Annotated in this window: 15 protein-coding genes; 3 read left to right on the forward strand and 12 right to left on the reverse strand. The window is 48.4% G+C overall.

Annotated features, from left to right (window positions below):
* Positions 1-8: 8 nt before the first annotated feature.
* The gene (locus PMI05_RS18825; RefSeq protein WP_007725083.1) at positions 9-959 is read right to left on the reverse strand and encodes a DMT family transporter; all 951 of its coding nucleotides are present in this window, start codon (positions 957-959) and stop codon (positions 9-11) included.
* Between the two features lie 136 nt (positions 960-1,095).
* On the opposite strand from PMI05_RS18825, the gene PMI05_RS18830 reads away from it, so the two are divergent.
* Both PMI05_RS18830 and PMI05_RS18835 read left to right on the forward strand, forming a co-directional pair.
* Positions 1,096-2,466, forward strand: coding sequence for a PLP-dependent aminotransferase family protein (locus PMI05_RS18830; RefSeq protein WP_007725087.1), 1,371 nt, complete (start codon positions 1,096-1,098; stop codon positions 2,464-2,466).
* Positions 2,467-2,939: 473 nt separating this feature from the next.
* Positions 2,940-3,563, forward strand: a complete 624-nt coding sequence (locus tag PMI05_RS18835; protein ID WP_007725094.1) for a YqaA family protein — start codon at positions 2,940-2,942, stop codon at positions 3,561-3,563.
* Between the two features lie 59 nt (positions 3,564-3,622).
* Here PMI05_RS18835 and PMI05_RS18840 read toward each other — a convergent pair whose 3' ends face one another.
* From PMI05_RS18840 to rbsK, 6 genes are all read right to left on the reverse strand, one after another.
* Positions 3,623-4,516, reverse strand: coding sequence for an IS3 family transposase (locus PMI05_RS18840; RefSeq protein WP_007725097.1), 894 nt, complete (start codon positions 4,514-4,516; stop codon positions 3,623-3,625).
* Positions 4,513-4,809 carry a transposase gene (locus tag PMI05_RS18845; RefSeq protein WP_007725099.1) on the reverse strand — a complete coding sequence of 99 codons (297 nt, stop codon included), beginning with the start codon at positions 4,807-4,809 and terminating at the stop codon, positions 4,513-4,515. The genes PMI05_RS18840 and PMI05_RS18845 overlap by 4 nt, the downstream gene beginning before the upstream one ends.
* A gap of 101 nt (positions 4,810-4,910) precedes the next feature.
* On the reverse strand, positions 4,911-7,049 hold the full coding sequence (locus PMI05_RS18850) for an ATP-dependent Clp protease ATP-binding subunit (protein WP_007725101.1): 2,139 nt from the start codon (positions 7,047-7,049) through the stop codon (positions 4,911-4,913).
* 118 nt (positions 7,050-7,167) lie between these two features.
* Positions 7,168-8,307 carry an MFS transporter gene (locus tag PMI05_RS18855; RefSeq protein ID WP_007725103.1) on the reverse strand — a complete coding sequence of 380 codons (1,140 nt, stop codon included), beginning with the start codon at positions 8,305-8,307 and terminating at the stop codon, positions 7,168-7,170.
* Positions 8,308-8,372: 65 nt separating this feature from the next.
* Positions 8,373-8,969: a TetR/AcrR family transcriptional regulator gene (locus tag PMI05_RS18860; RefSeq protein ID WP_007725105.1), complete on the reverse strand. Its 597-nt coding sequence runs from the start codon at positions 8,967-8,969 to the stop codon at positions 8,373-8,375.
* A 176-nt stretch (positions 8,970-9,145) separates the two neighbouring features.
* Positions 9,146-10,048 carry a ribokinase gene (rbsK, locus tag PMI05_RS18865; RefSeq protein WP_007725107.1) on the reverse strand — a complete coding sequence of 301 codons (903 nt, stop codon included), beginning with the start codon at positions 10,046-10,048 and terminating at the stop codon, positions 9,146-9,148.
* A gap of 167 nt (positions 10,049-10,215) precedes the next feature.
* Here rbsK and nfi point away from each other — a divergent pair, with 167 nt between their 5' ends.
* Complete coding sequence (gene nfi / locus PMI05_RS18870; RefSeq protein WP_007725109.1) at positions 10,216-10,902, forward strand: deoxyribonuclease V; 687 nt, start codon at positions 10,216-10,218, stop codon at positions 10,900-10,902.
* On the opposite strand, the gene PMI05_RS18875 is transcribed toward nfi, so the two are convergent.
* The 5 genes from PMI05_RS18875 to PMI05_RS18895 all read right to left on the reverse strand — a co-directional run.
* Complete coding sequence (locus PMI05_RS18875) at positions 10,899-11,537, reverse strand: hypothetical protein (RefSeq protein ID WP_007725111.1); 639 nt, start codon at positions 11,535-11,537, stop codon at positions 10,899-10,901. The two genes, nfi and PMI05_RS18875, sit on opposite strands and share 4 nt — an antisense overlap.
* A 144-nt stretch (positions 11,538-11,681) precedes the next feature.
* Positions 11,682-12,443, reverse strand: a complete 762-nt coding sequence (locus PMI05_RS18880) for an alpha/beta fold hydrolase (protein WP_007725114.1) — start codon at positions 12,441-12,443, stop codon at positions 11,682-11,684.
* A 176-nt stretch (positions 12,444-12,619) separates the two neighbouring features.
* Positions 12,620-17,491 carry a non-ribosomal peptide synthetase gene (locus PMI05_RS18885; protein ID WP_007725117.1) on the reverse strand — a complete coding sequence of 1,624 codons (4,872 nt, stop codon included), beginning with the start codon at positions 17,489-17,491 and terminating at the stop codon, positions 12,620-12,622.
* Between the two features lie 16 nt (positions 17,492-17,507).
* The gene (locus PMI05_RS18890) at positions 17,508-19,835 is read right to left on the reverse strand and encodes a bifunctional Gfo/Idh/MocA family oxidoreductase/class I SAM-dependent methyltransferase (protein WP_007725121.1); all 2,328 of its coding nucleotides are present in this window, start codon (positions 19,833-19,835) and stop codon (positions 17,508-17,510) included.
* A 9-nt stretch (positions 19,836-19,844) separates the two neighbouring features.
* On the reverse strand, positions 19,845-21,024 hold a 1,180-nt coding region (locus PMI05_RS18895), incomplete at its 5' end, for a saccharopine dehydrogenase family protein (protein ID WP_007725124.1).

A 21,024-nucleotide genomic window follows, 5' to 3' on the forward strand; every position in this document is an offset into this window, starting at 1 on the left:
TTATTTTCTCACACAGAATTGGATTTCGGTTGAGGCGTGCGATTCTGTTTTTTCGATTTTGCCCCTAGGAAATTCGTCCCAATCACTCCGATAATAATCATCACCGCACCAATAAGATGGTAGTATGCCAGTTGTTCCTGCAAAAAGATAACGCCTGCCGCGATGGTAACCAATGTAGACAAATTGTTAAACACGCTGAGTTTGGATGCTTCCATCTTGGACAAGGCAAAGTTGGTCATAAAAGACGTCATGAGCGAGGACAGTATCCCCAAAAATACAATCGAGATGATAAACGCCGAGCTGGCGAAAGGGGCAAAATACGTCGACAAGGTCCCCTCTGCACTATGGCGAATGACTGACCAGCCGTTAAAAAACAAAAATCCGAGCAACGCCACCATATACGTCATGTCTATATAATGAAAGGACTTTGTCATTTTCCTCGCCAGCACACTATAGCCCGCCAAAGAAAACGCGGATAACAGGATGAGAATGGTACCGATACTGCTCCCTGAGCCTGAGCTTACACTGAGCCCCTTCATTGCAAAGATGTACACGACACCTCCTACGGATAAAAGTGTGGACAACTTTTGCAGCCACGTAGAAGACTCTCCCAAAAAGAATGCCGCCATGATCATAGTAAAAATCGGAACGGTTGCTTGAATAATCCCCGCTTCAGACGAAGTGGTATACACCAGTCCAAACGCCTGAAGGGTAAAGAACAGAATAGGGTACAGCATGGCGAGCGGTATAATCGTGAGCATGTCTTTTGGTTTGATGGACAGCTTGATCCACCCAAACACGATCGGTATGGATGCAGCGATAAATGCCACGGTAAAACGGTGTGCCAAAGTATCAACCGGATTGGTTACAGCGAGTGCCATTTTCAGAAACAAAAACGACAAGCCGGTAATCCCTGCATTCAGTAATGCCGCAAGAATCGCTTTTTGTTGGTCTTTCATCGTATGTATCTCTCCTACTGGGGACTTTTTACAGACGGCCGTCTTAGGTTAATAGTAATGGGGGATTAATCGTGCTACAATGCAAAAAAGGAGTAACTGTACCGATACAAATCCGGCTGTAAGGGAATGTTTTGGGATGCACAAATATTTGCAGCTTCAAAATGAACTTGAAACATTGATTGAAAGCCTCTCCTATCGAGACGGAGACCGGCTTCCCTCCATTCGCGAGCTCGCCTCTCGCTACCAATGCAGCAAGAGCACTGTAATCCGCACTTTGGATGAGCTCGAAAAGCGTCACCTCATCTACTCGGTCGACCGAAGCGGCTACTACGTCGTGAAAAAACAAAGGAAGATCCAACCCGCAGATACGTCCATGATCGATTTTGCGACCTCTGCTCCCGATCCTGACCTCTTTCCTTATGTCGATTTTCAACACTGCATCAATAAAGCAATTGAAACTTATAAAAACGATCTTTTCATATACGGAACCACACAAGGCTTGCCATCGCTCATTGCCGTCATCGCCAAGCTGCTTGGGAACCATCAGGTTTTTACGGACCCGAGTAATATTTTCATTACCTCCGGTGTCCAACAAGCTCTATCCTTGCTGTGTAGTCTTCCTTTTCCAAATGGCAAGGAAACGGTTCTGATTGAGCAGCCCAGCTACCACCTTTTCATTGAAAGTTTGCAAGTACGCAAGCATCCTGTCGTCGGGATCAAACGCACTGCCCAAGGAATCGATTTAGAAGAGCTCGAGTCTATTTTCCGAACAGGAGAGATCAAGTTTTTCTATACGATGCCTCGCTATCATAGTCCGCTCGGTACGTCGTACAGCCGAAAGGATAAACAGCGCATTGTGGAGCTTGCCCAACAGTACGACGTCTATATTGTAGAAGACGATTACATGGCAGACCTTGAGCATGACAGCAAAGCGGATCCCCTCTTTACCTATGATCGCTTTTCTCGCACGATCTATTTAAAAAGCTATTCCAAAATTATTTTTCCCGGGCTGCGTTTGGGTGTGGCCGTTATACCTGACGCGCTAAAGGATTCCTTCAACCAGCACAAGCGACTCATGGATATCGACAGCTCCATGCTATCTCAAGCTGCGTTGGAAATTTACCTAAAAAGCGGAATGTTTGATCGTCACAAGCAAAAAATTCGCAGTTCCTATCAACGGCGATCCAACTTGCTGATGGCGTCCTTGAACCATTTTGCGGCGAATGAAGAGCATCTGTTCACCTTTCAACCCTTTGCGTATCCGGGGATTCATACGCACATTGTTTTGAACGATTCCATCCCGGTCCCAGCTGTTATCAGCCAGCTCAAAAAACGTTCGATCCTCGTGGATGCTACTGAAAAAAATTACTTGATGGGCTTTCCGCAAGAAAATATTTTGAAGCTGAATGTGTCCTATGCCAAGGAAGCAGTGATTGAGCAAGGGATTGAGGCGTTGATGGATGAGTTACGCCGCATGCACCGATCATCTATCCGCCTTAAGTCGTAGATAAAATCCGGCGAGAGTTCGTTTTTGGACAACAACTAAATCTCGATAATGGAACTATTGAGTGGATCCAAAAAAACTAAGGCGGACGTAAATGATTGTTGCGTAACCAGAAAACGATCTACATCGTATTATCAGATACAGGAACATGGTTTACCCCGATGATTTCGCTGGTATACGAGGGCCTCGGTAGAAAAGACCCTCGCATCTCTCAATCCATTTATTGGCGGCTTTGTAAAAGAAAATATGCAGTGAAAATTGTTTCAAAATGCATCGAATGCGGTATAACGTTGTATAGTAAGTGAATCCCAATCCAAAAAAAATTCGTTCCATAGTCGGCCAGTTTGAAGTAGAATCGCATCTATACACATATAATTTGTTGGGCTTACTCAGCGTGATGCTGAATATTCCGATAAGATCCGACTCGATTGAGTTGATGACTGGCAGTTATCGATAGAATGACAAAGGAGAAATAGATGTTTCAGAACATTTTAGATTTCTTAATGGAATACGGCTATTTGGGAATGTTCATCCATTCTTTTGCAGACGCAGTCATCTTTCCCGTTCCTGCCTTCTTTCTTCAAGTGCCACTCAGCCTCGTTGACCCTTCGCAGGCATTGTGGATTGCAACGGTAGGCTACATCGCTTGTCTCATAGGAACTCCCGTCGGTTATTTTATCGGGAAAGTACTAGGCAAATCCGTTCTGTACAAAATCCTCAAGAAGGAATGGATTGATTCTGCCACAGAGATGTTCCAAAAGAAGGGCGAAGTCGCGATCTTCATCGGTTCGTTTACACCGATTCCGTTCAAAGTATTTACAATCATGTCGGGTTGCTTGAAATTCCCGTTGTGGAAACTGCTCGGGTATGCCGCAATTGGACGGGCAGTCAAATTTTACGTAGTTGGGTTCTTGTTTTATTTTTACGGTAAAATGGCGGCAAATATGGTCCATAACGTTTCTCTCTATATCTTTCTCACCGTGGTACCGCTCATCTTGGTCGGGTTATGGGTGAAGAAAATCGTCGCCAAGCGCCGCCAGCTGAAAACGGAAAGTACTAGCGTCAGCAACGGCATCAATGAGAAAGTCATGAATAAATAGCAAAGAAACCCCAAACTGAACTGACCCCTGTCAAGTAGACAGGAAATAAAAAAGACATTCTAAGCAACCTGAGTTCGGAATTCATACGGACTCAGGTTGTTTAATTTTTGCTGAAAACGCTCACGGTTGTAAAAATGGATGTAATGTTTGACTTCACGTTTCACTTCGTCAACTGTACGGAACGTACAGCGGTTAAAGCACTCGGATTTAAAATGGCTAAAGAAGTTCTCCATACATGCATTATCCCAGCAGTTTCCCTTTCGGGACATACTGGCTACCATCTTGTATTTCTTAATCAAGTTGTTATATGGACGGGATGTGTATTGGAACCCTTGATCACTATGAAGCAGAATTCCTCGAACATTTCGTTTCCTTTTAGCCTTTTTGAGAGTATCTATAACGAGCTTCAAATCGTTTCTTCGGCTTATCTGATAAGCGATGATCTCGTTGTTATATAGATCTTTAATGACGGATAGATACAGTCTTTGTCCATTAAAAATCAGATAAGTAATGTCGGTGACCCATTTCTCACTTGGCTTTCCTGCATGGAAATTCCTGTTCAGAAGATTGTCTGAGATTACGTACGCTTCTTTTTTGCCGTAATAAGGCCTTTTCTTGCGAATGATCGCTTGAAGCCCCATAGCCTTCATTAATCGATGAATACGTTTGCGGTTTATATGCTGTTCATATTTCTTCTCGATCCATATTTTAATCCGACGATACCCATAGATTCCCCGGACTTTATGAAAACACTCTGCGATCTTCTCCTTTACCTGCTCATCTTCAAACTGCTTTGGAGAGGTGATGGCTTGCCTTTTCATCCATCTGTAATATCCACTTCTGGAGACTTCGGCTAGATGGCATAAAAGCAGAATGCTATATCCTTGATTAGCTAAATTATTGACGATAGCAAATCTTTTGCTTTGAGGTACAGAATCCATTCCACCTTTCACATCTGCAAGAGCTTTTTTAATAATGCGTTTTCCGCTTCCAATCTCTTGATTTTAGTCTCAGGATCCTCCGAATTCGTTCTGGGTCTACCTATACCAGGCCCTTTTGCTTTTCCTCGTTTCTCTTCAAGACCCGTCATTCCTTCCGCTTGATAATGTGCAACCCACCGACGCACTACAGAAGGCTCGATACCTAATTCTTTTGCTACGGTTTTATAACCCATTCCATCTCTCATATATAAATCCACTGCTTTTTTCTTAAAGGCAGCGTCAAAAGTTCTTCTGATTTTTCCCATGAGAAAATCCCCCCATAATAGACAGAGTAAGGTGCTTACTTTTTTCTGTCCACTATGAGGGGATCATATCAAACATATGGGGTTTCTTTTTTTACGATTGGTTATCCTTTTTTGACACGAATGCCTTCATCTTCTACATCAATCAGCATCGATGTCACGTTGTCTTCTTCCATCACCAGATCCGCAATGCCATCCTCGACATATTGCTGAATCACGCGACGCAATGGACGTGCCCCGAAGGAAGGGTTGTAACCCAGTTCAGCCAGCTTTTCTTTTGCGGCATCTGTCACGCTGATCTCCATTCCTTGCTCAGCCAGATTGCCCATGACATCTTGCAGCAGCAGATCGACGATTTTGACCAAATCCTGTTTTTCCAGATGCGCAAAGGAAATGATCGAGTCGAAGCGGTTTAGGAACTCCGGCTTGAAGTACGCCCCTAGAGAATCCAGCACGGTGGCAGGCTCGGGCGCTTTTGCTCCAAAGCCAACGGAGATTTTCCGCTCGCTCACACCGGCATTGCTCGTCGCAATGATGACCGTCTCCTTAAAATTCACCGTACGACCCTGACTGTCTGTCAGACGACCATCCTCCAGAATTTGCAGGAACATGTGCATCACGTCCGGGTGTGCTTTTTCGATCTCATCCAGCAGGATAATGCTGTACGGATTGCGGCGTACGCGCTCTGTCAGCTGACCTGCTTCTTCATGACCGACGTAACCAGGAGGAGAACCGATCAATTTGGATACCGAGTGCTTCTCCATGTACTCACTCATATCGAGACGGATCATGGAATCGCGGGTACCAAACAGCTCCTCTGCCAATGCTTTGGACAGCTCTGTCTTCCCTACGCCAGTTGGACCGACGAACAGGAAGGAAGCAATCGGTCTGTTTTTCGGTTTCAGACCTGCACGACTGCGTCGAATCGCCTTCGCTACTTGTGTGACCGCCTCGGATTGCCCAATGATTTTTGCTTCCAAATGAGCTGCCAAGTTTTTCATTTTCATCTGCTCATCACTTTGCAGCTTGGTAACAGGAATCCCAGTCTTTTGCTCGATCAAGGCCTGGATGTCCGTGACGTCAACCTGGACGCGTTGCTCCTTGCCCTCAATCTGATCCAGCTTCTCTAAAATGCCCGCTTCCTCGTCTCTCAGACGAGCAGCTCGTTCGTATGCCTCTTGCTCTGTCGCTTCCTTTTTCTCCTGATTGATTTGCGCCAGCCGCTCATGCAGCTCTGCCGTATCAACCGCGGAGGATCTCAGATTCAAGCGCGAGCCCACTTCATCCATGAGATCAATCGCCTTGTCAGGCAAGAATCGATCCTGGATGTAACGATGGGAGTATTCCACGGAGGCACGGATGACATCATCCGAGTAAGCGACTTGGTGAAATGCTTCGTATTTCGGACGCAATCCTTTTAAAATCTCGATGGATTGTTCTACGGTTGGTTCCTTGACCATGACTGGCTGCAGGCGACGCTCCAGAGCAGCGTCTTTTTCAATCACGCGATACTCTTTTAACGTAGTTGCCCCAATCAGCTGCAACTCACCGCGAGCCAGTGCAGGCTTCAGGATGTTCCCCGCATCCATAGATCCTTCCGCAGAACCTGCTCCCACCAAGAGATGAATCTCATCCACAAACAGGATGACGTTTTTGCGTTTTTGCAGCTCGGCAATCACTTGCTTCATTTTTTCCTCGAACTGTCCGCGAATTCCCGTCCCTGCAACCAGAGAGGCGACATCTAAAATGTACACCTGCTTGTTTTTCAACTTGGTCGGTATTTGCCCTTCCGTAATACGCAGGGCGAGACCCTCCGCAATCGCCGTCTTCCCGACCCCTGGCTCCCCGATCAGAACCGGATTGTTTTTGTTGCGTCGGTTCAAAATCTCAATGACACGCTCAATCTCCTGTTCGCGTCCAATCACAGGATCAATCAGTCCGGCACGTGCCGAGTCGTTGAGATTACGCCCCAGGTCATCGAGGATGCCTCCACCACGCTCTGGTGCTTGTGGTCGCGGTTGGCTAGAAGATTTGCCCGGATTCACCTGGCCTTGGGCAAAGCCTTGCAGGAACTCATCCAGTCCAGAGAAGGAGGAGAAAGGACTAAAGCCCATGCCCACTCCCATTTGGTTGGTCAGCTTTGTTTTGCAATCCTGGCACAGATCGTATTTTTGTTGCTGATTTTGTACGCGTATATGAACAGTCACAGTTGCTTCTCGTTGTTTGCAGATTTCACAATGCATATTCAATCCCCCCAAAAGCGTTGTTTTGGAATTCAGAAGATCTTTGACCTTTCCTGACCTTCGTTGACCTTATTATAGTTTGACCTTCTTTGACTTTCAAGAGGGATTGTATGGTTTTTTACACTTTGCTCTTTTGCAGATAGGGAACGATTGAAAGTAACCCGATAACAGCTAAACAAGCGCCTACCCACAATGGTGAAACAAGCCCATAGCCACTACTGATCCCGATCCCGCCTAAGGAAGAACCAATGGCAACACCCAATGTAATAAAGGAAGTATGCACAGTGTTTACCATCGTCCCACTGCCTGCTGTATTCATGACTCGTGCGATCATGGCTGGATTCATCGCTACACCCGTCAAGCCAATCAGAACAATGGACAGTACAGCGATCCATTTATTTTCGGCACCTACGGCAAACAGAACCAATGCCGCTAAGAGTATACTTAATCCCGCTACAAGGATTCGCATGGTAAAACGATCAGCAAGTCTGCCAATTACGATATTTCCGATCACGGTCGCGATCCCATAAAGGGCAAGCAAATACGGGATACTCGCATCCGAAAATGCAGTTACACCGGTAAGAATCGGAGTAAAATAACTAAACGCTGCGAAGGTACCGCCAATGATCAGCATACTCGTTGTATACGCGGCCCAAAGGTGCGGATTTTGAAACCTGGCAAGCTCATCCTTTCCGTTCATCTGGTCTTTTTGTGCGGAGGAAGGAAGAAACCATTGAATCAAGATCCCTGATAATAATACGACTACCGCAACAGCCCAAAAGCTCATTCTCCAGCCGAAATATTGTGCAATAACAGTTGTCAGAGGGAGCCCTATGACAGTAGCAATCATTAAGCCTGCCAAAACAATCGAAGCCGCCTTTCCCCGTGAATGTGGGGGAACCAAGCTGGCTGAAATACTGACGGAGATGCCAAACGCTGCGGATGAAGCAATACCCGTAATGATACGCGCAAGCATCATCGACTCGTAACTCCAAGCCATTGCTCCTAACGCTTGACCAATAAAGAAGACGGCAACCAAAGAAAGCAGCGCTTGTTTTCGGCGAATGTGCAGGAGAGTTGCTGTTAGGATGGGGCCTCCTATCACCATGGCACCCGCATACGCCGTAATGAAATACCCGATGGAGGGGATCGATACACCGAAATCATCGGCAAGCTCATTCATCATCCCGGCCACCATAAATTCAGAAGTCGTCATCGCAAAAATCGCTACCGCTAACAAATAAATCATCGATGGCATGAAGGAACACTCCTTACTAATTATTGTAACAATCGGTACAAAAATAACTCAAAAAAAAGAGCGCATTACGCGCCGAAGATAGATTCCATGGTGCCATTCATGATTTGTTCAGCCAATGTCCGATTTTGTGTGGATGTATTCAACACACGGAAGCCGTAGTAACTGCTTAAAAATAGGCTAGCCAAATCCACAGCAGATCGTTTTTGGGGAATTTCGCCCGTTCGCAAGCCTTCCTCCATCACTTTTTCCATGGTTTGCTTTAGAAGTTCAACATGTCTGGAGACGATTTCTTCAATCTTGGGATCGTCTTTTGCCCGTTCCAATCCCGCATTGATCAGCAAACATCCCTTTGGATTTGTTGATTCAAAGTCTTCCACCAATGCCCAAGCTAAAAATTTTTGCAACCGCTCTTTCACGGAACCCGGACTTTCCAATAATGCCCGCTGTTCACGAATACCAGTATCGTGGTAGTGTTCCACCACTGCTAGATAAAGGTCCTGTTTGCTGCCAAACGTATTGTACAAGCTGCCTTTACCTAATCCAGTATCGCTGCATAAATCATGCGTAGAACAACCATTGTAGCCTTTTGACCAAAATGTTTTCATGGCCACATCTACGATGGACGTGTAATCAAAATCACGAGGTCTGCCGCGTTTGCTCAACGGAATCCTCCTTTCGTTTCCAACTGTTATGGAAATCTTACACATTATGTACCATTCGGTCAACAAATGAAATGTCTGCAACTGTAAACCATGCCTATAGAAAAAGCCCATTTTGAAAATCATCTCTCAAAATAGGCTTGATCATTGATTATATCGTCTCTAATTCTTCTCCATCATTAAAAAGAGTATGCTTGTACTTCATCCAAAGTAGGCAGGGATGGTTGAGCACCGTTCCTTGTAACGACAATCGCTGCTACTTTGCTGGCGAAAGTGGCCGCTTCGGTTTCTGTCATTCCTTGTGTGATCCCAACCGCAAAAGCTGCTGTAAAGGAATCTCCGGCTGCAGTTGTATCCACTGGCTCTACGCGGAAAGCCGGGATATGGGTCGCCTCATCGTCGGTTACTAAGAGAGCACCCTTTTCCCCCAACGTCACGATGATGCGCTTTGGTCCCCCAGACAAAAGCTTTTTGGCTGCGGCATGCACTTCATCTATCGTGGATACAGGCATTCCTGTGAGAATAGAAAGCTCTGTTTCATTTGGGGTTAAGGTATGTACATGGGTTAATAGCTCACTGGATAGCTCGCGTGCAGGTGCCGGATTTAAAATGACCAGCTTGCCGAGTCGAGCAGCCTCTTTGACTGTATATTCCACGACATGCATCGGGATTTCCAGTTGGAGCAATACGACGTCGCTGTCCTTTAAAATAGACAGATTGTCGGCAATATGCTCCGTGCTGACGAGCGCATTCGCACCCGGAACGAGTACGATGTTATTTTCCCCATCATCACTTACATTGATAAAAGCCATGCCTGTTGTACCTGAGCATTTGATCCCCTCTATGTGAACGTGCGCATCCGTTAGCCCTTTCTGCATGACCCGGCCGTTCTCATCTTCTCCTACCATTCCAATCATGGAGACATGCGCACCCAGGCGAGACGCTGCTACTGCCTGATTCGCTCCCTTTCCACCCGGGATCAGCTCGAAGTGATGGCTTGCGATCGTTTCTCCTGCTTTGGGCAAATGATGTACATGGGTTACGAGATCCATATTGATGCTTCCTACTACTGCGATTTTCACGACGAGCCCTCCTCGTTCCATCTCAAACATGATCATTCGGTCGGTTACAAAATAGTGCTTTTCATCCGAGAAGTCAATGTATTTTCTCAGGATTGTTCCTAAGACTTGGAGCGCAGCGCTTCCATTGGATATAATGAACAAATCTTCTATCATCCGGAGGTAACCAGATGGAGCCGATTATCCAACATCCTTGGAACATTGATGAGCAAGAGGCCATCACCCTGCAGCGACAACTAGCCCAGCAAGTAAAAAAAGAAGATCAACTAACAGACGTACGCTTTATCGCCGGAGTCGATGTCGCCTATCATGCCGAGTCTGATTTGTTAGTCGCTGGTGTCGTGATCCTCGACGCCACTTCCCTGCAAGTCATAGAGTCTGTCGTCATTCAAGACACCGTCGAATTCCCGTATATTCCTGGCTTGTTCTCTTTTCGAGAGCTGCCTCCACTGGTACGTGCATTCAAGGAGCTAAAAACAACACCGCAGCTCGTCGTCTGTGATGGGCAAGGAATCGCTCACCCGCGAAGGTTCGGACTAGCCAGTCATTTGGGCGTCCTGTTTGACATTCCTACCATTGGCTGCGGAAAAACGAGACTGCTAGGAGAATACGAAGAACCAGCACAGGAAAGAGGCGTGTATTCCCCTTTGATTGATCAGGGTGAAATCATCGGCGGGGTCTTGCGCACACAACCGAATATCAAACCAATATTCGTCTCAATCGGACACGGAATCTCTTTGCCAACTGCATGCGCATGGATCACCAAGCTCTCTCCCAACTATCGTTTGCCCGAAACGACGCGGCAAGCGGATCAGCTCGTGAATAAAGTATCTGCGGAGTTAAATAGCAGCCGCTAATGGAGTGTCGGCCATACATTTTCATCGTGCTCGTCCAAGACTGCTTCGATTTGATCTCCTTGGAAAACGACTATGTAGCCTCGTGGCAGAGCCAATGCTTGCAAAAGTGACGGACGTAGCTTTAGCAGTTGATAAACGTAGTATGACTCTAGCTGGTCACTGTCTACTTCGCCTTCCACAGGCCCGAGATACCACCCGGAATCACCTTTTCGAACATCTTCTGCACGCTGCAAATAGACGTGTTCTTGTTCAAATGCACCTTTTGCCACCACGATTTTATCTTGGAACAAAGCAGCTTCCCCTTCTGCTCGCACGGTTTGCAAACAGTTGTTTTGCGCCATTTGCACGACCAAAGACACAGACAGGTCAGACGTTGTTTCGGAAAAAGGGTTCGCGTCGTAGTCGGGTGCGACGATCTCCATATACCCATCCCGTTCGAAAACCAGCAGAATGGTCCAGCCTACCTGAATTTTCGCACCGTTCTTGATAGGACCATTCTCGTCTACTACATCGGCGAATACGTCCAACAGAAAGTCTGCTTGCTTCACCAAAAACTCTTTGCAGGTCACGACAAACATTCGGTTATGAATCTGTTTGGAGCGTTGGCAGAGTCGGGACTCTTTCTCAGCTGACATGGACCTCTTCCTTTCTGCGTGATCGGAATTGCTACTATCTTCAGGATATCACGAATAGAGGAAAAGCTCCGTTACACATTTGCTACAAAGGATATGTAATAACTGACTGACGAATGAGTAGCAAAGCGCGGCTTGGCAGGTGAGCTACAACGTTTTTTGTTGTATTTGTTCAACACAGTCTTTGATCGTATCAATGACGACTCTTGGCTCGGTAAATTGAGGAAAATGTCCACTTTTTTCAGCGAGGATATGTTTGCTGTTGCTTGATAATGAAAGCAGTTCCAACTGATGCTCGATTCGTTTTTTGCGTACTTCCTCTGGCATCATGCGATTTTCTTTTCCACCTGTAATCACATAAACAGGTATGTCGGGAAAATATTCGATTGCATGGATTTGTTCCACTGTTTTTTTGACAAAATGAACTTCATTGAATTGTTTATGGGGAGACAAGGAATCAAACATGGAGAGCATTTTGTTTATCGTTTTGACTACCTTACCTTGATATTTTTCAAGACCGATATCTTTTGGATGGCTGGATTCTAAAAAGACGACTCCAGCTACTTCGTTGGGGTGACGCCGGGCAAATAAATTTGCATATAATCCCCCTAATGAGTGTCCGACTAGCAAAAATGGGGGTTCAAATCCTACTGTCTTTAATGTCTCCCGTAACGTTTCTACAATCGTGAGTCCATCTTGGGGTTCTTGCGGCTTATCACTACCCGAAACACCAAGACGATTATAGGAAAATACAGATGACGTCTCTGTAAGATCCGGTAGTATTTTCATCCAGCCTTCGATGGGGCCTGAACCACCGTTAATGAGGACGATATTGGGTTTGCCGTTTCCGCTACAATGATATTGGATCTTCCCTCTTGAAGTACTTACTTTCGATATCTCTATTGCCAATGTACGACACCTCACTTTGTTAGGGCTGGATTTCACTGTAGTAATACGTGATGAACAAATGAGGGTTTCTTTTTTGTAGGAATGATTCTTGCGGTGAGGAAAAAGAGCAGCGGGAGACAAAGGACGTTATTTTGTCGTCCTTGTCTCCCGCTGTCTTTGATTGCTAAACGAAGAAGTTATTTGGTGCCGAGTGGTACTGCTAACAGCTCCGCCAGCTTGACCGTATTCTCTCCTACCATGCAGCTGTAATGGTTGCCGGCGATTTCTGTTACTTCCAGTTCTCCAATGCATATATCTTGCCAAAAAGCGTTAGTCTCTTCGCTCGTGCTTGGCAAAAATTGAAACGGCTCACGAGCCAGCAGGAAGCGAATGTCTCCCATATATGGCAAAGGAGTATAGCGAGCTGCTTTAAAGCTCTGCCCAAACACCTTGCACAAGCCCTCCGCCATTTCCACTGGCATCTGTTCCCCTGATGTTTTGCCTAGCGCATGAACATAAGCAGTGAAGCGTTCTCTTCTGTCAAACGCGGCTAATTTGCGGAACAGCTCTCCCACCTGGTCTAGCCCCTCGTCTCCACCGATGGTGCACGCTGAGCCTTGTGGGATGCAATCCCCGTATTTTTCTACAAGCTGCAAAATCGCCCGAGTAAAATCATGCTCATCCACTTTTCCAAAATCAGCCTGTTCTAGCGTGATGTTCAGGTTCGGAACAAATAGTGCCTCAATCAAGAGATCGTCGTTCACTTCTGTCAGGATTGGAGGAATGTCGATCAAAACCAGGTCCAGAATAGGGACGCCCTGCTCCCCAAGTCTTCTCGCCACTTCAATGGCAATTAATCCGCCCAAAGAATAGCCGATGAGCTGTACAGGTCTTTGCTCTGCTTCCCGCAAAACATCGATCAAGCATTCGGTATAATCATCAGCCACGGTTTCTATCAGCTCGGACGGCTCTAGCGCGCAATAACGCTCACTATCGTCAATAGCGATCCCGACGATACTTCCTGTCTGCTGGACTTTGAGCTGTTCAATCAATGGACGAAAACTGTCCATCGTCCCCAAAACGGCATGGAACACAACCCGGAGCGGCCCAGATTCGTCACCGCCATATGGAATCAGCACGGCATTGCTCGACTTGTTACGTTTTTTCGGCAATGCGATTTCCTCACTCTGCTGCATCTCCTGATTGCGCATGTGTATGAAGCCAGCCAGTGCTTCCACGGTCGGGAAGTTGAGCATTTGCCTGAGCAAGACATCAAACGGGATGGCAGCGTGCGTCGAGTCCTCCGCCAGCTTGTCGCGAAGCTTTCCGGCTACCTGTGCCATGATGAGGGAATCTGCACCGTACTCATAAAAGCTTTGTGTTCGACCGATTCTCGAGACTCCCAATGCTTCTGCCCAGACGTGAGCAAGCTGCACTTCCAATGGATCAGATTCAGCCCCCTCTGTAGCTTCCATAGCAGCATTTTGTCCGAATGACGATGCAGGGCGCCATTTTGCCAGCTCGCGGCGATCTATTTTTCCATTTCCGGTAAGCGGCAGTGCGTCTACGACTTGCAGATGGGCAGGCAGCATATAGGCAGGCAGATGTAAGGAAAGGAATTTTTCCAGCTCTGCGGCACTGACTCTCACCTTGTCCAGCTTCACGCGATGAGCGAGCAAATGACTCTCTCCCTCATTCTGCAAAACGAACACAAGACCGTCTTCTTCCTTCTGCCACTCACTTATCCATGACGCCTCTATCCCTTTTGCAAGAATGAGCCACCCGCCCGGGCAAATTAGCTCTTTCAGCTTGCTCATGTCGATGCTTTCTATCGATCCTACAGCGAAAACTACGTCGAACGAGTTCGGTGCCAGTCCTTGTGCCCGATACTCTTCTTCTACTGTATCCATGCTAATATACTCTGCATCATAACCTTCCAACGCTTGCGAGACATGCTCTGTCAACGCCCCGTTTCCTGTGCCGACTTGCAATATCCTTAGAGGCTTGATTGTATGCTGTCGTGCAATCTGTTGCAAAAGCATAACAATGCGCTGATTGACCTCAATGCCCGTTTCTTCACTGCTCCCATTTACGAGCATCGCGAATTCTGCTCTCTCCGCTCCAAGGTCAAGATCCATCTTGCGGGCACTTTCCACAATCCCAAGCAAAACAGGCTCGTCACTCGCTCCATCCAGCACGACACCAGCTGCGGCGACAGCAGGGTGTTTGAGCAGGGCCGATTCAATTTCACCTAGCTCGATCCGATGCCCCCTGATTTTGACCTGATTGTCTTCGCGACCAATAAACTCGATTTCGCCGCCTGTTGTGTAGCGGCCCAAATCACCGGTTCGGTAGAGTCTCTCTCCATCCACAGGGTGGGAGACGAACCTTTCCTCCGTGAGCCGTTGATCTCCTACATAGCCCTCCGCCAAGCCAGCTCCGGTAATATACAGATCCCCGATCACCCACACCGGGCAATCGCGCATCTGCGAATCGAGGACGCGGAAGCCTTGATTGGCGAGCGGGCGGCCATACGGAATACTGTTCCAGTCTGCTTCCAGTCCTTTGTACAGATGGTAGTTCGACCAGATCGATGCTTCCGTGGCACCGCCGAGACTGACGATCTGTGCAGAAGGCAGATATTTTTGCATCCGATCAGGCAGCGTCAACGGAATCCAGTCACCGGAAAGCAAGGCCAGGCGCAGGCTGTCAACTTTGACAGTTGGCGTGGAATCCAAATACGTGACCAGCATCTGCATCAGGGCCGGAACGGAATTCCACACGGTGATGTCATGCCCGGCTATCAGCTCACTCCAATGGGACGGGTCCGTTTGACGATCGGGATGAGGATACACGACCGCACCACCAACAGAAAGCGTGGCAAAAATATCGTAGACAGATAAATCAAAGCTCAGCTGGGCAAGGCCAAGTACGCGGTCATTTTCCGTGATTGCAAAGCGACGAAGCATGTCCTCGATTGTATTCGCTGCTGCACGGTGGCTGATGACGACACCTTTGGGCTGTCCCGTGGAGCCAGACGTATAGATGATGTACGCAGGCAAATCCGGGTTTAGGTCAGGCAGTATCAATGGTTCATGCTGCGGGCTCACATGATCTACTGCAATCGTTTGAATAAAGTCTGACCATTGCAACTGGTTGGCAGATACCGTCAAGGCATAACGAATGTCCGCCTGTTCCATCATGGCCTGTCGGCGCATCTCGGGTTGCTTCAGATCAATAGGTACATAGACGGCTCCGGCAAACAATGTACCGAGTACGGCTGTGACTTGATGCGCGCCTTTTTCCATCACGATGGCAACGCGGTCTTGCTCGCGGCAGCCCAGCTCTTTCAGCTTCCCTGCTACTGCGGCAGCTCGTTTCACCAGTTCTGCATAGGAAATCTGTCCTTCACTGTCAATCACGGCTGGACGATCTGGCGTCGTCATTGCTTGCGCGACGATTGGCTGATGCAGGGCGTACTCTGGTAAAGCTGTAGTGGTCGCATTCACCTGCTGACGCTCTTCTCGCTGCCAGTCTGGTAACGTAATTTCGTCAGCTCCCTCCCACACTTGCTCGCTGTCCGCCAAAGATTGCAGTAATTTTGCAAAAGTATCAAACATGTCGTCAACGACATGCAGAGGGAAAACACCCTCCCGCACATCCCAGTTCACCTGCAAGCCTGCCGAGCTGTCCATGGCTTGGCAATCGATGAAAACCTGTGGCGTTTGACTGATTCCATGCCCAGCAATTTTGCCCTGTAGCTGACCGCCTTCCGCTGGCTCCACTAACCCAATCGCGCTCGTAAATACGATTGGCATCAGAGCGGCTTCACGCCCGCGCCTGCGAGCTAGCTCGCGCATGACCTCCACGCCGGAAAACAAACGGTGATCCAAATCTTCAAACAACTGTTTTTGAATGGTTTTCGCCCGCCCCTGAAAAGAACTCTCTAATCCCCAATCAACTGCAAGCAAATTGACGGATGTGAAATCCCCGACAATCTCATGGACTCGCTCATGCAGCGGCTGTCTGTTCAGCAACGTCAAATTCAGGCAAAACGCACGATTTCGACTCCAGCGTTCGATCACAGCGGCAAAGGCTGTCATCACTGCGGAGGTTGGCGTCAATCCTCGCTGCTGGGCACGCTGCTTGAAGGCATCCCACGAAGCATTATCTAACCGAATGAAGCGACGGCAAAAACGTGCGTCTCCATTCTGGGTCTGCTGTCTCGCCATTGGCAGGTCTGGAGCCTGTGGCAATGCATCGATTCGTTGCTGCCAGTACGCTTTGTCTCTGCCATAAGCCGTAGTCTCTCTTAGACTGCGTTCGGCAAATACGTAATCGCGAAACGTAATCGGCAACGTGGGCAATGTTTTTCCCGGTTCTTTGTAAAGGACCTCGAACTCACCCAGCAAGAGCCAAATACTCGCCCAATCCGCGATGAGAAATTCCATCGATACATGGAGTACAGCCCTGTCGCTCGTTTTCGTCAAGCCGATATCAAACAACGGCCATTTGGCTGTATCATACACGCGATGTCCCATTGCTTCGCGTATGTCATTGAGCCTTGTTCCTGCCTCCTGCTCATCCATGCCACTAGTATCTGTATATGTAATCGTCAAACGCGGAACCTTCTCCAGAATGCGCTGCTGACCGTTCTGATCAATGGTTGCACGAAGCATGTCATGTCTGGCAATGAGCAGGTTCCACGCATCCTCCGCCCGTTTCGGATCAAGCTCGGGATAGTCCAGCTCCATGTAGATATGGCACGCCACGCCACCATAGCCAAACAGCTCATACCGGCCCAGCAAATAAGCAGACTGCACATCTGTCAGGGGAAAAGGCACAAATCGCGCTGCTGGATCTGGCACCACCTTCACCGGTTGGGATTCGGCTCGCAAAAGAGCGAGAATGTCTGCTTTCTGTTCTTTTAACGCCTGTAAATCATCCGCTGCAAGTGTTCCTCTTGGGGCTCTGTAACGCAGGCTCCCATTTTCCTCCCATAAAAAAATTCCATCTCTGCGTAGGCGTATCAAGAGCTCGACGCTATTCGTCTTGAGGTTTTGGGGCATATGCACACTCTCCTATTTAAATGAGCTTGGCCATTTCGTCTTCAGTTGGGGAAAGCTGCTGACGTACATCAACATCGATGTTGTTCTTGATGAGGAACAGCTTTTGTCCAAGTGGTGCCACTGGATGAGACTCCTCAGGCAAAACCGCAAGCTCCTTGACGCCTGCTCGCTGAAACACATCGAGCCACTGCTGGACAGTCATGAAGGTCGATTGCGTATTTTTCCTATCATCTACTGGTGGAGTCATCATGAAAGCTTGGGAGATGAGCATTTCTACGAATTCTCGAGTTGGCTCCGTAATAATCATCCAGCCTCCCGGTGCAAGGGTCTTCAACAGCCCTTGAATGACTTCATCCGTGTCCCGCGCGTTGTTCAACATCCCTGCCGCAATCACGATATCGAAGCTGCCTTCTGTGAGGCCTTGTGCAAACAAATCTTTGTCGATATCAACCACCTGATATTTCATCCACGGGTAATCTTTGTACCTTTCACGTGCAGAGGATAAGAAAAAGTGGGACACATCCGTGTAGACATACTCCACATTCAGTCCTTTGGAAACAAACGCCCTCAGGCGGTCCACGACCACATCACTAGTTGCTCCAGTCCCAGCGCCTACCTCCAGGATACGAAGCGAGTTGGTCGTAGACGCGATCCGCGCTACTGCTTCTGCGACCGACTTGTTCAAATAACGCGCCACAAGAGTGTCCCGATAAAGCGCATTGGCAACATGCATGCGACCCTCAGGAAATAGCAGCAAAGCAGCTTGCTGGGTATCATCCATCAGCTGTGGCAGCCGATCCGCATTGTCCTTGAGATAATCCATGACGAGTGGTGAGCCCAGCTTGCCATTCCAAGCGTTTTTGGCTAAATCCCACCGTCGTTCTACTTCCTCTCGCGTCATCTGAATGCCGCATTGATACTCGCCAGTGGTATATTTCAGGTAGCCACGATCCGTCAAGATGTGCAGCCAGCGCTTGATGACTGGATGATGACGTTCTGCGACGTTTGCAGCAGTGAAAATGTCTGACGCCGTATAGGAATGCTGTCCCGCTGTCAGTGCCCCTTGGGATTGCAGTGCAAGCAGCATGGAGGCCACCGCTGCTGTATCTAGGCGCTCAATGCACGTATTTACCTGCACGGCATCGATCCCTTTTAGCTCGCTCTCGGCAGACGCCGTGCATGCAAAAACATCGTTGTTTTCCGCCAAAGTCGCATCACTGGGTGATGCAGTGTCGTGGAATTCGTCGTCCGGAATGCTCCAGGCTGCTTGTTCGAGAGACGCTAACGACAACGGCTCATGGCTGCCATGCGAGCGCAGCACGGGATATCCCAATGCCTGCGTCCATTCTTGCCACTGTCGTGAGCACAATAGCTCCTGCTGCGCGCGCGTTTCCATCGCAGCCTTATCGACCTGCCCCATGATCCTATCTCGCATGATGAGTAAATCGCGTCCGATAGCTTGCGGCCACTGCTTCGTAAGAATGTCCCGATAGGTCGGCGTCTCCTGTGGTCCCAGTATGTGTGTACTGTTTTCCAGCATGTGTGCGGGTGGAGACACTGTCAGCTCACCATGAATGTCGGGAAGATCCGGTACGTGCAGACGCGGCTGCCATACGACGGGACCATGCGTGTCTGTAAGCGACAAGCTCCCGCCAGCTACACCAATCGTCAAGCGATGCAGCAAATGCAGATGGTTGTCTGGATCATCTGGATCGACTTCATTGTGGGCACGCAGCGTAATCGGAATTTTGCCCAGCTGTCCGATCAACACTTGGAACGGCCCCTCATCCTTGATGACATGACTGATTTTCCACGGACGAATAGAAGGGAGGGCTTCCTGCAAAATGTGCATGAGCGGGAAGGACACCTGTGTAGCGCAAGCAGCCTCGATGTACAAGGCAGGCTGCACAGCCAGCATCGTACGAGCGCAAGCAATAAAGCGACGAACAGCAGGCAAATGTACGTAGAGGTCGCCCGTCATAAAATGAACACCGTTTTGCTTGGCATGCTTTAGGCACAACGCCAAATCTTTGTGGTGGATCGGCTCTTCCGAAATGACGTGAATGCCCTTGGCAAGCAGTTGGATCGACAGCTCTGTTCCATTGCCGCCCATCACGGTGGAACGCAATACGACGCAAGCCAGATCAATGTCAGCAGGTAATTGATTGACATCGGTGTACAGCGGGATGCCATTTCGCTCGGCGCATTTACGCGAGCGTTCACTTCCTTTTGCCAAGAGCCCTACCAATTCAAACTGCTCAGGCAATGCCCTTACCGCTTCCAAGTAGAACTGTCCAAAGCGGGAACCGCATACCACGGTACGCAACTTACGATTCTTTGTCATACGTCACCCCTACTTCATTTCCATGATGGAATGCATGAGTTCGACCTGCTGCTCGCGAAGCGCATCAATCAGGCGTGTCGCCGATACGCCTTCTGCTACGAAAAAGCAGCCTGTTTTTCTGTTCTGATCTTCCGCGATCAGGTGGGCCACTGAGGCCGCGATGATGCCAGATATCCGATTCCAGTCGCCCGGGTACAGAAGAGTGGAGAAGACCCGTACTTTTTTACCGTCACGCTTTCCTGTCGTATGCAGGTGGAACATCGTAAAATCTTTCACACCTAGCTGCTTTGCCTCAAACTGTTCCAGCAGCAGCTTGGCTGACGCTCTTTTTTGTTCCTCGGTCTTGTATTGCTGCAAAGCCTTGATCATCACAAATTGATTCAGGATGGCATTGCTTTGATAGCTGTTGTAAAAATAAGCGGATTCAATTTTATGCTGCTTGGTCATAAGTCCGAATTCCTTGGTCACTACCGGATACGTGTCGCGTTTGCCAGCAGGATGCGGCAGCGTGTAGTTGCGGTGGAACGGCCCGTCTATTTTTTTGACCTCTCCTTGCTTGAAGTAAGACATTCCCCATCCGGTATCTTCTTCAATGCTGCAAACGATGTCATAGGCCGCATTGAGTGAGAACCCGCCCTGTCCTGCAAAAAAGACTTCGAGCAAATCGATTTCGTCCAAATCATTTTCAGCGACGTAAGCTGGGAAAACTTCCGACAGCCCCGGGTAAACGCCAGCAGAGATGATAAAGAGCAGTCCCTTTTCCTCGATTTCCTGCTTTCGAGTGAGCAATTGTTGATACAGATGCTCATCTCCAGACACATCTACGTAATGAACCTCATGTTTGAGGCATGCGACAGCAACTTTATCAACGATTTGCTTGGATGGCCCTGCACAATTGATGACGAGATCGACTCGGCCGCAAAAGTCATGCAGTTCCTCCTCGTTGAATACATCCACCTGCTGGCATTCCAGCCTACCGCCCGTTTCAGTGAAAAGCTCACGTAACTTCTCGGGATTTCTGCCGCCCAGCAAAATCGGATAGTTCGTCCTAGACAAAATCGTTTGAAAGGCTGTATAGCCTACAACACCAGTCGCTCCCAAAATGCCAATCTTTTTGATACCCAACGTTCTCTCCCTCCTAGCCTGCTCCCCGCATTCTTTTTCCAAGAAAAGGCGGGGCTGCGCCTGC

The organism is Brevibacillus sp. BC25 (genome assembly GCF_000282075.1).
Taxonomy (GTDB): domain Bacteria; phylum Bacillota; class Bacilli; order Brevibacillales; family Brevibacillaceae; genus Brevibacillus.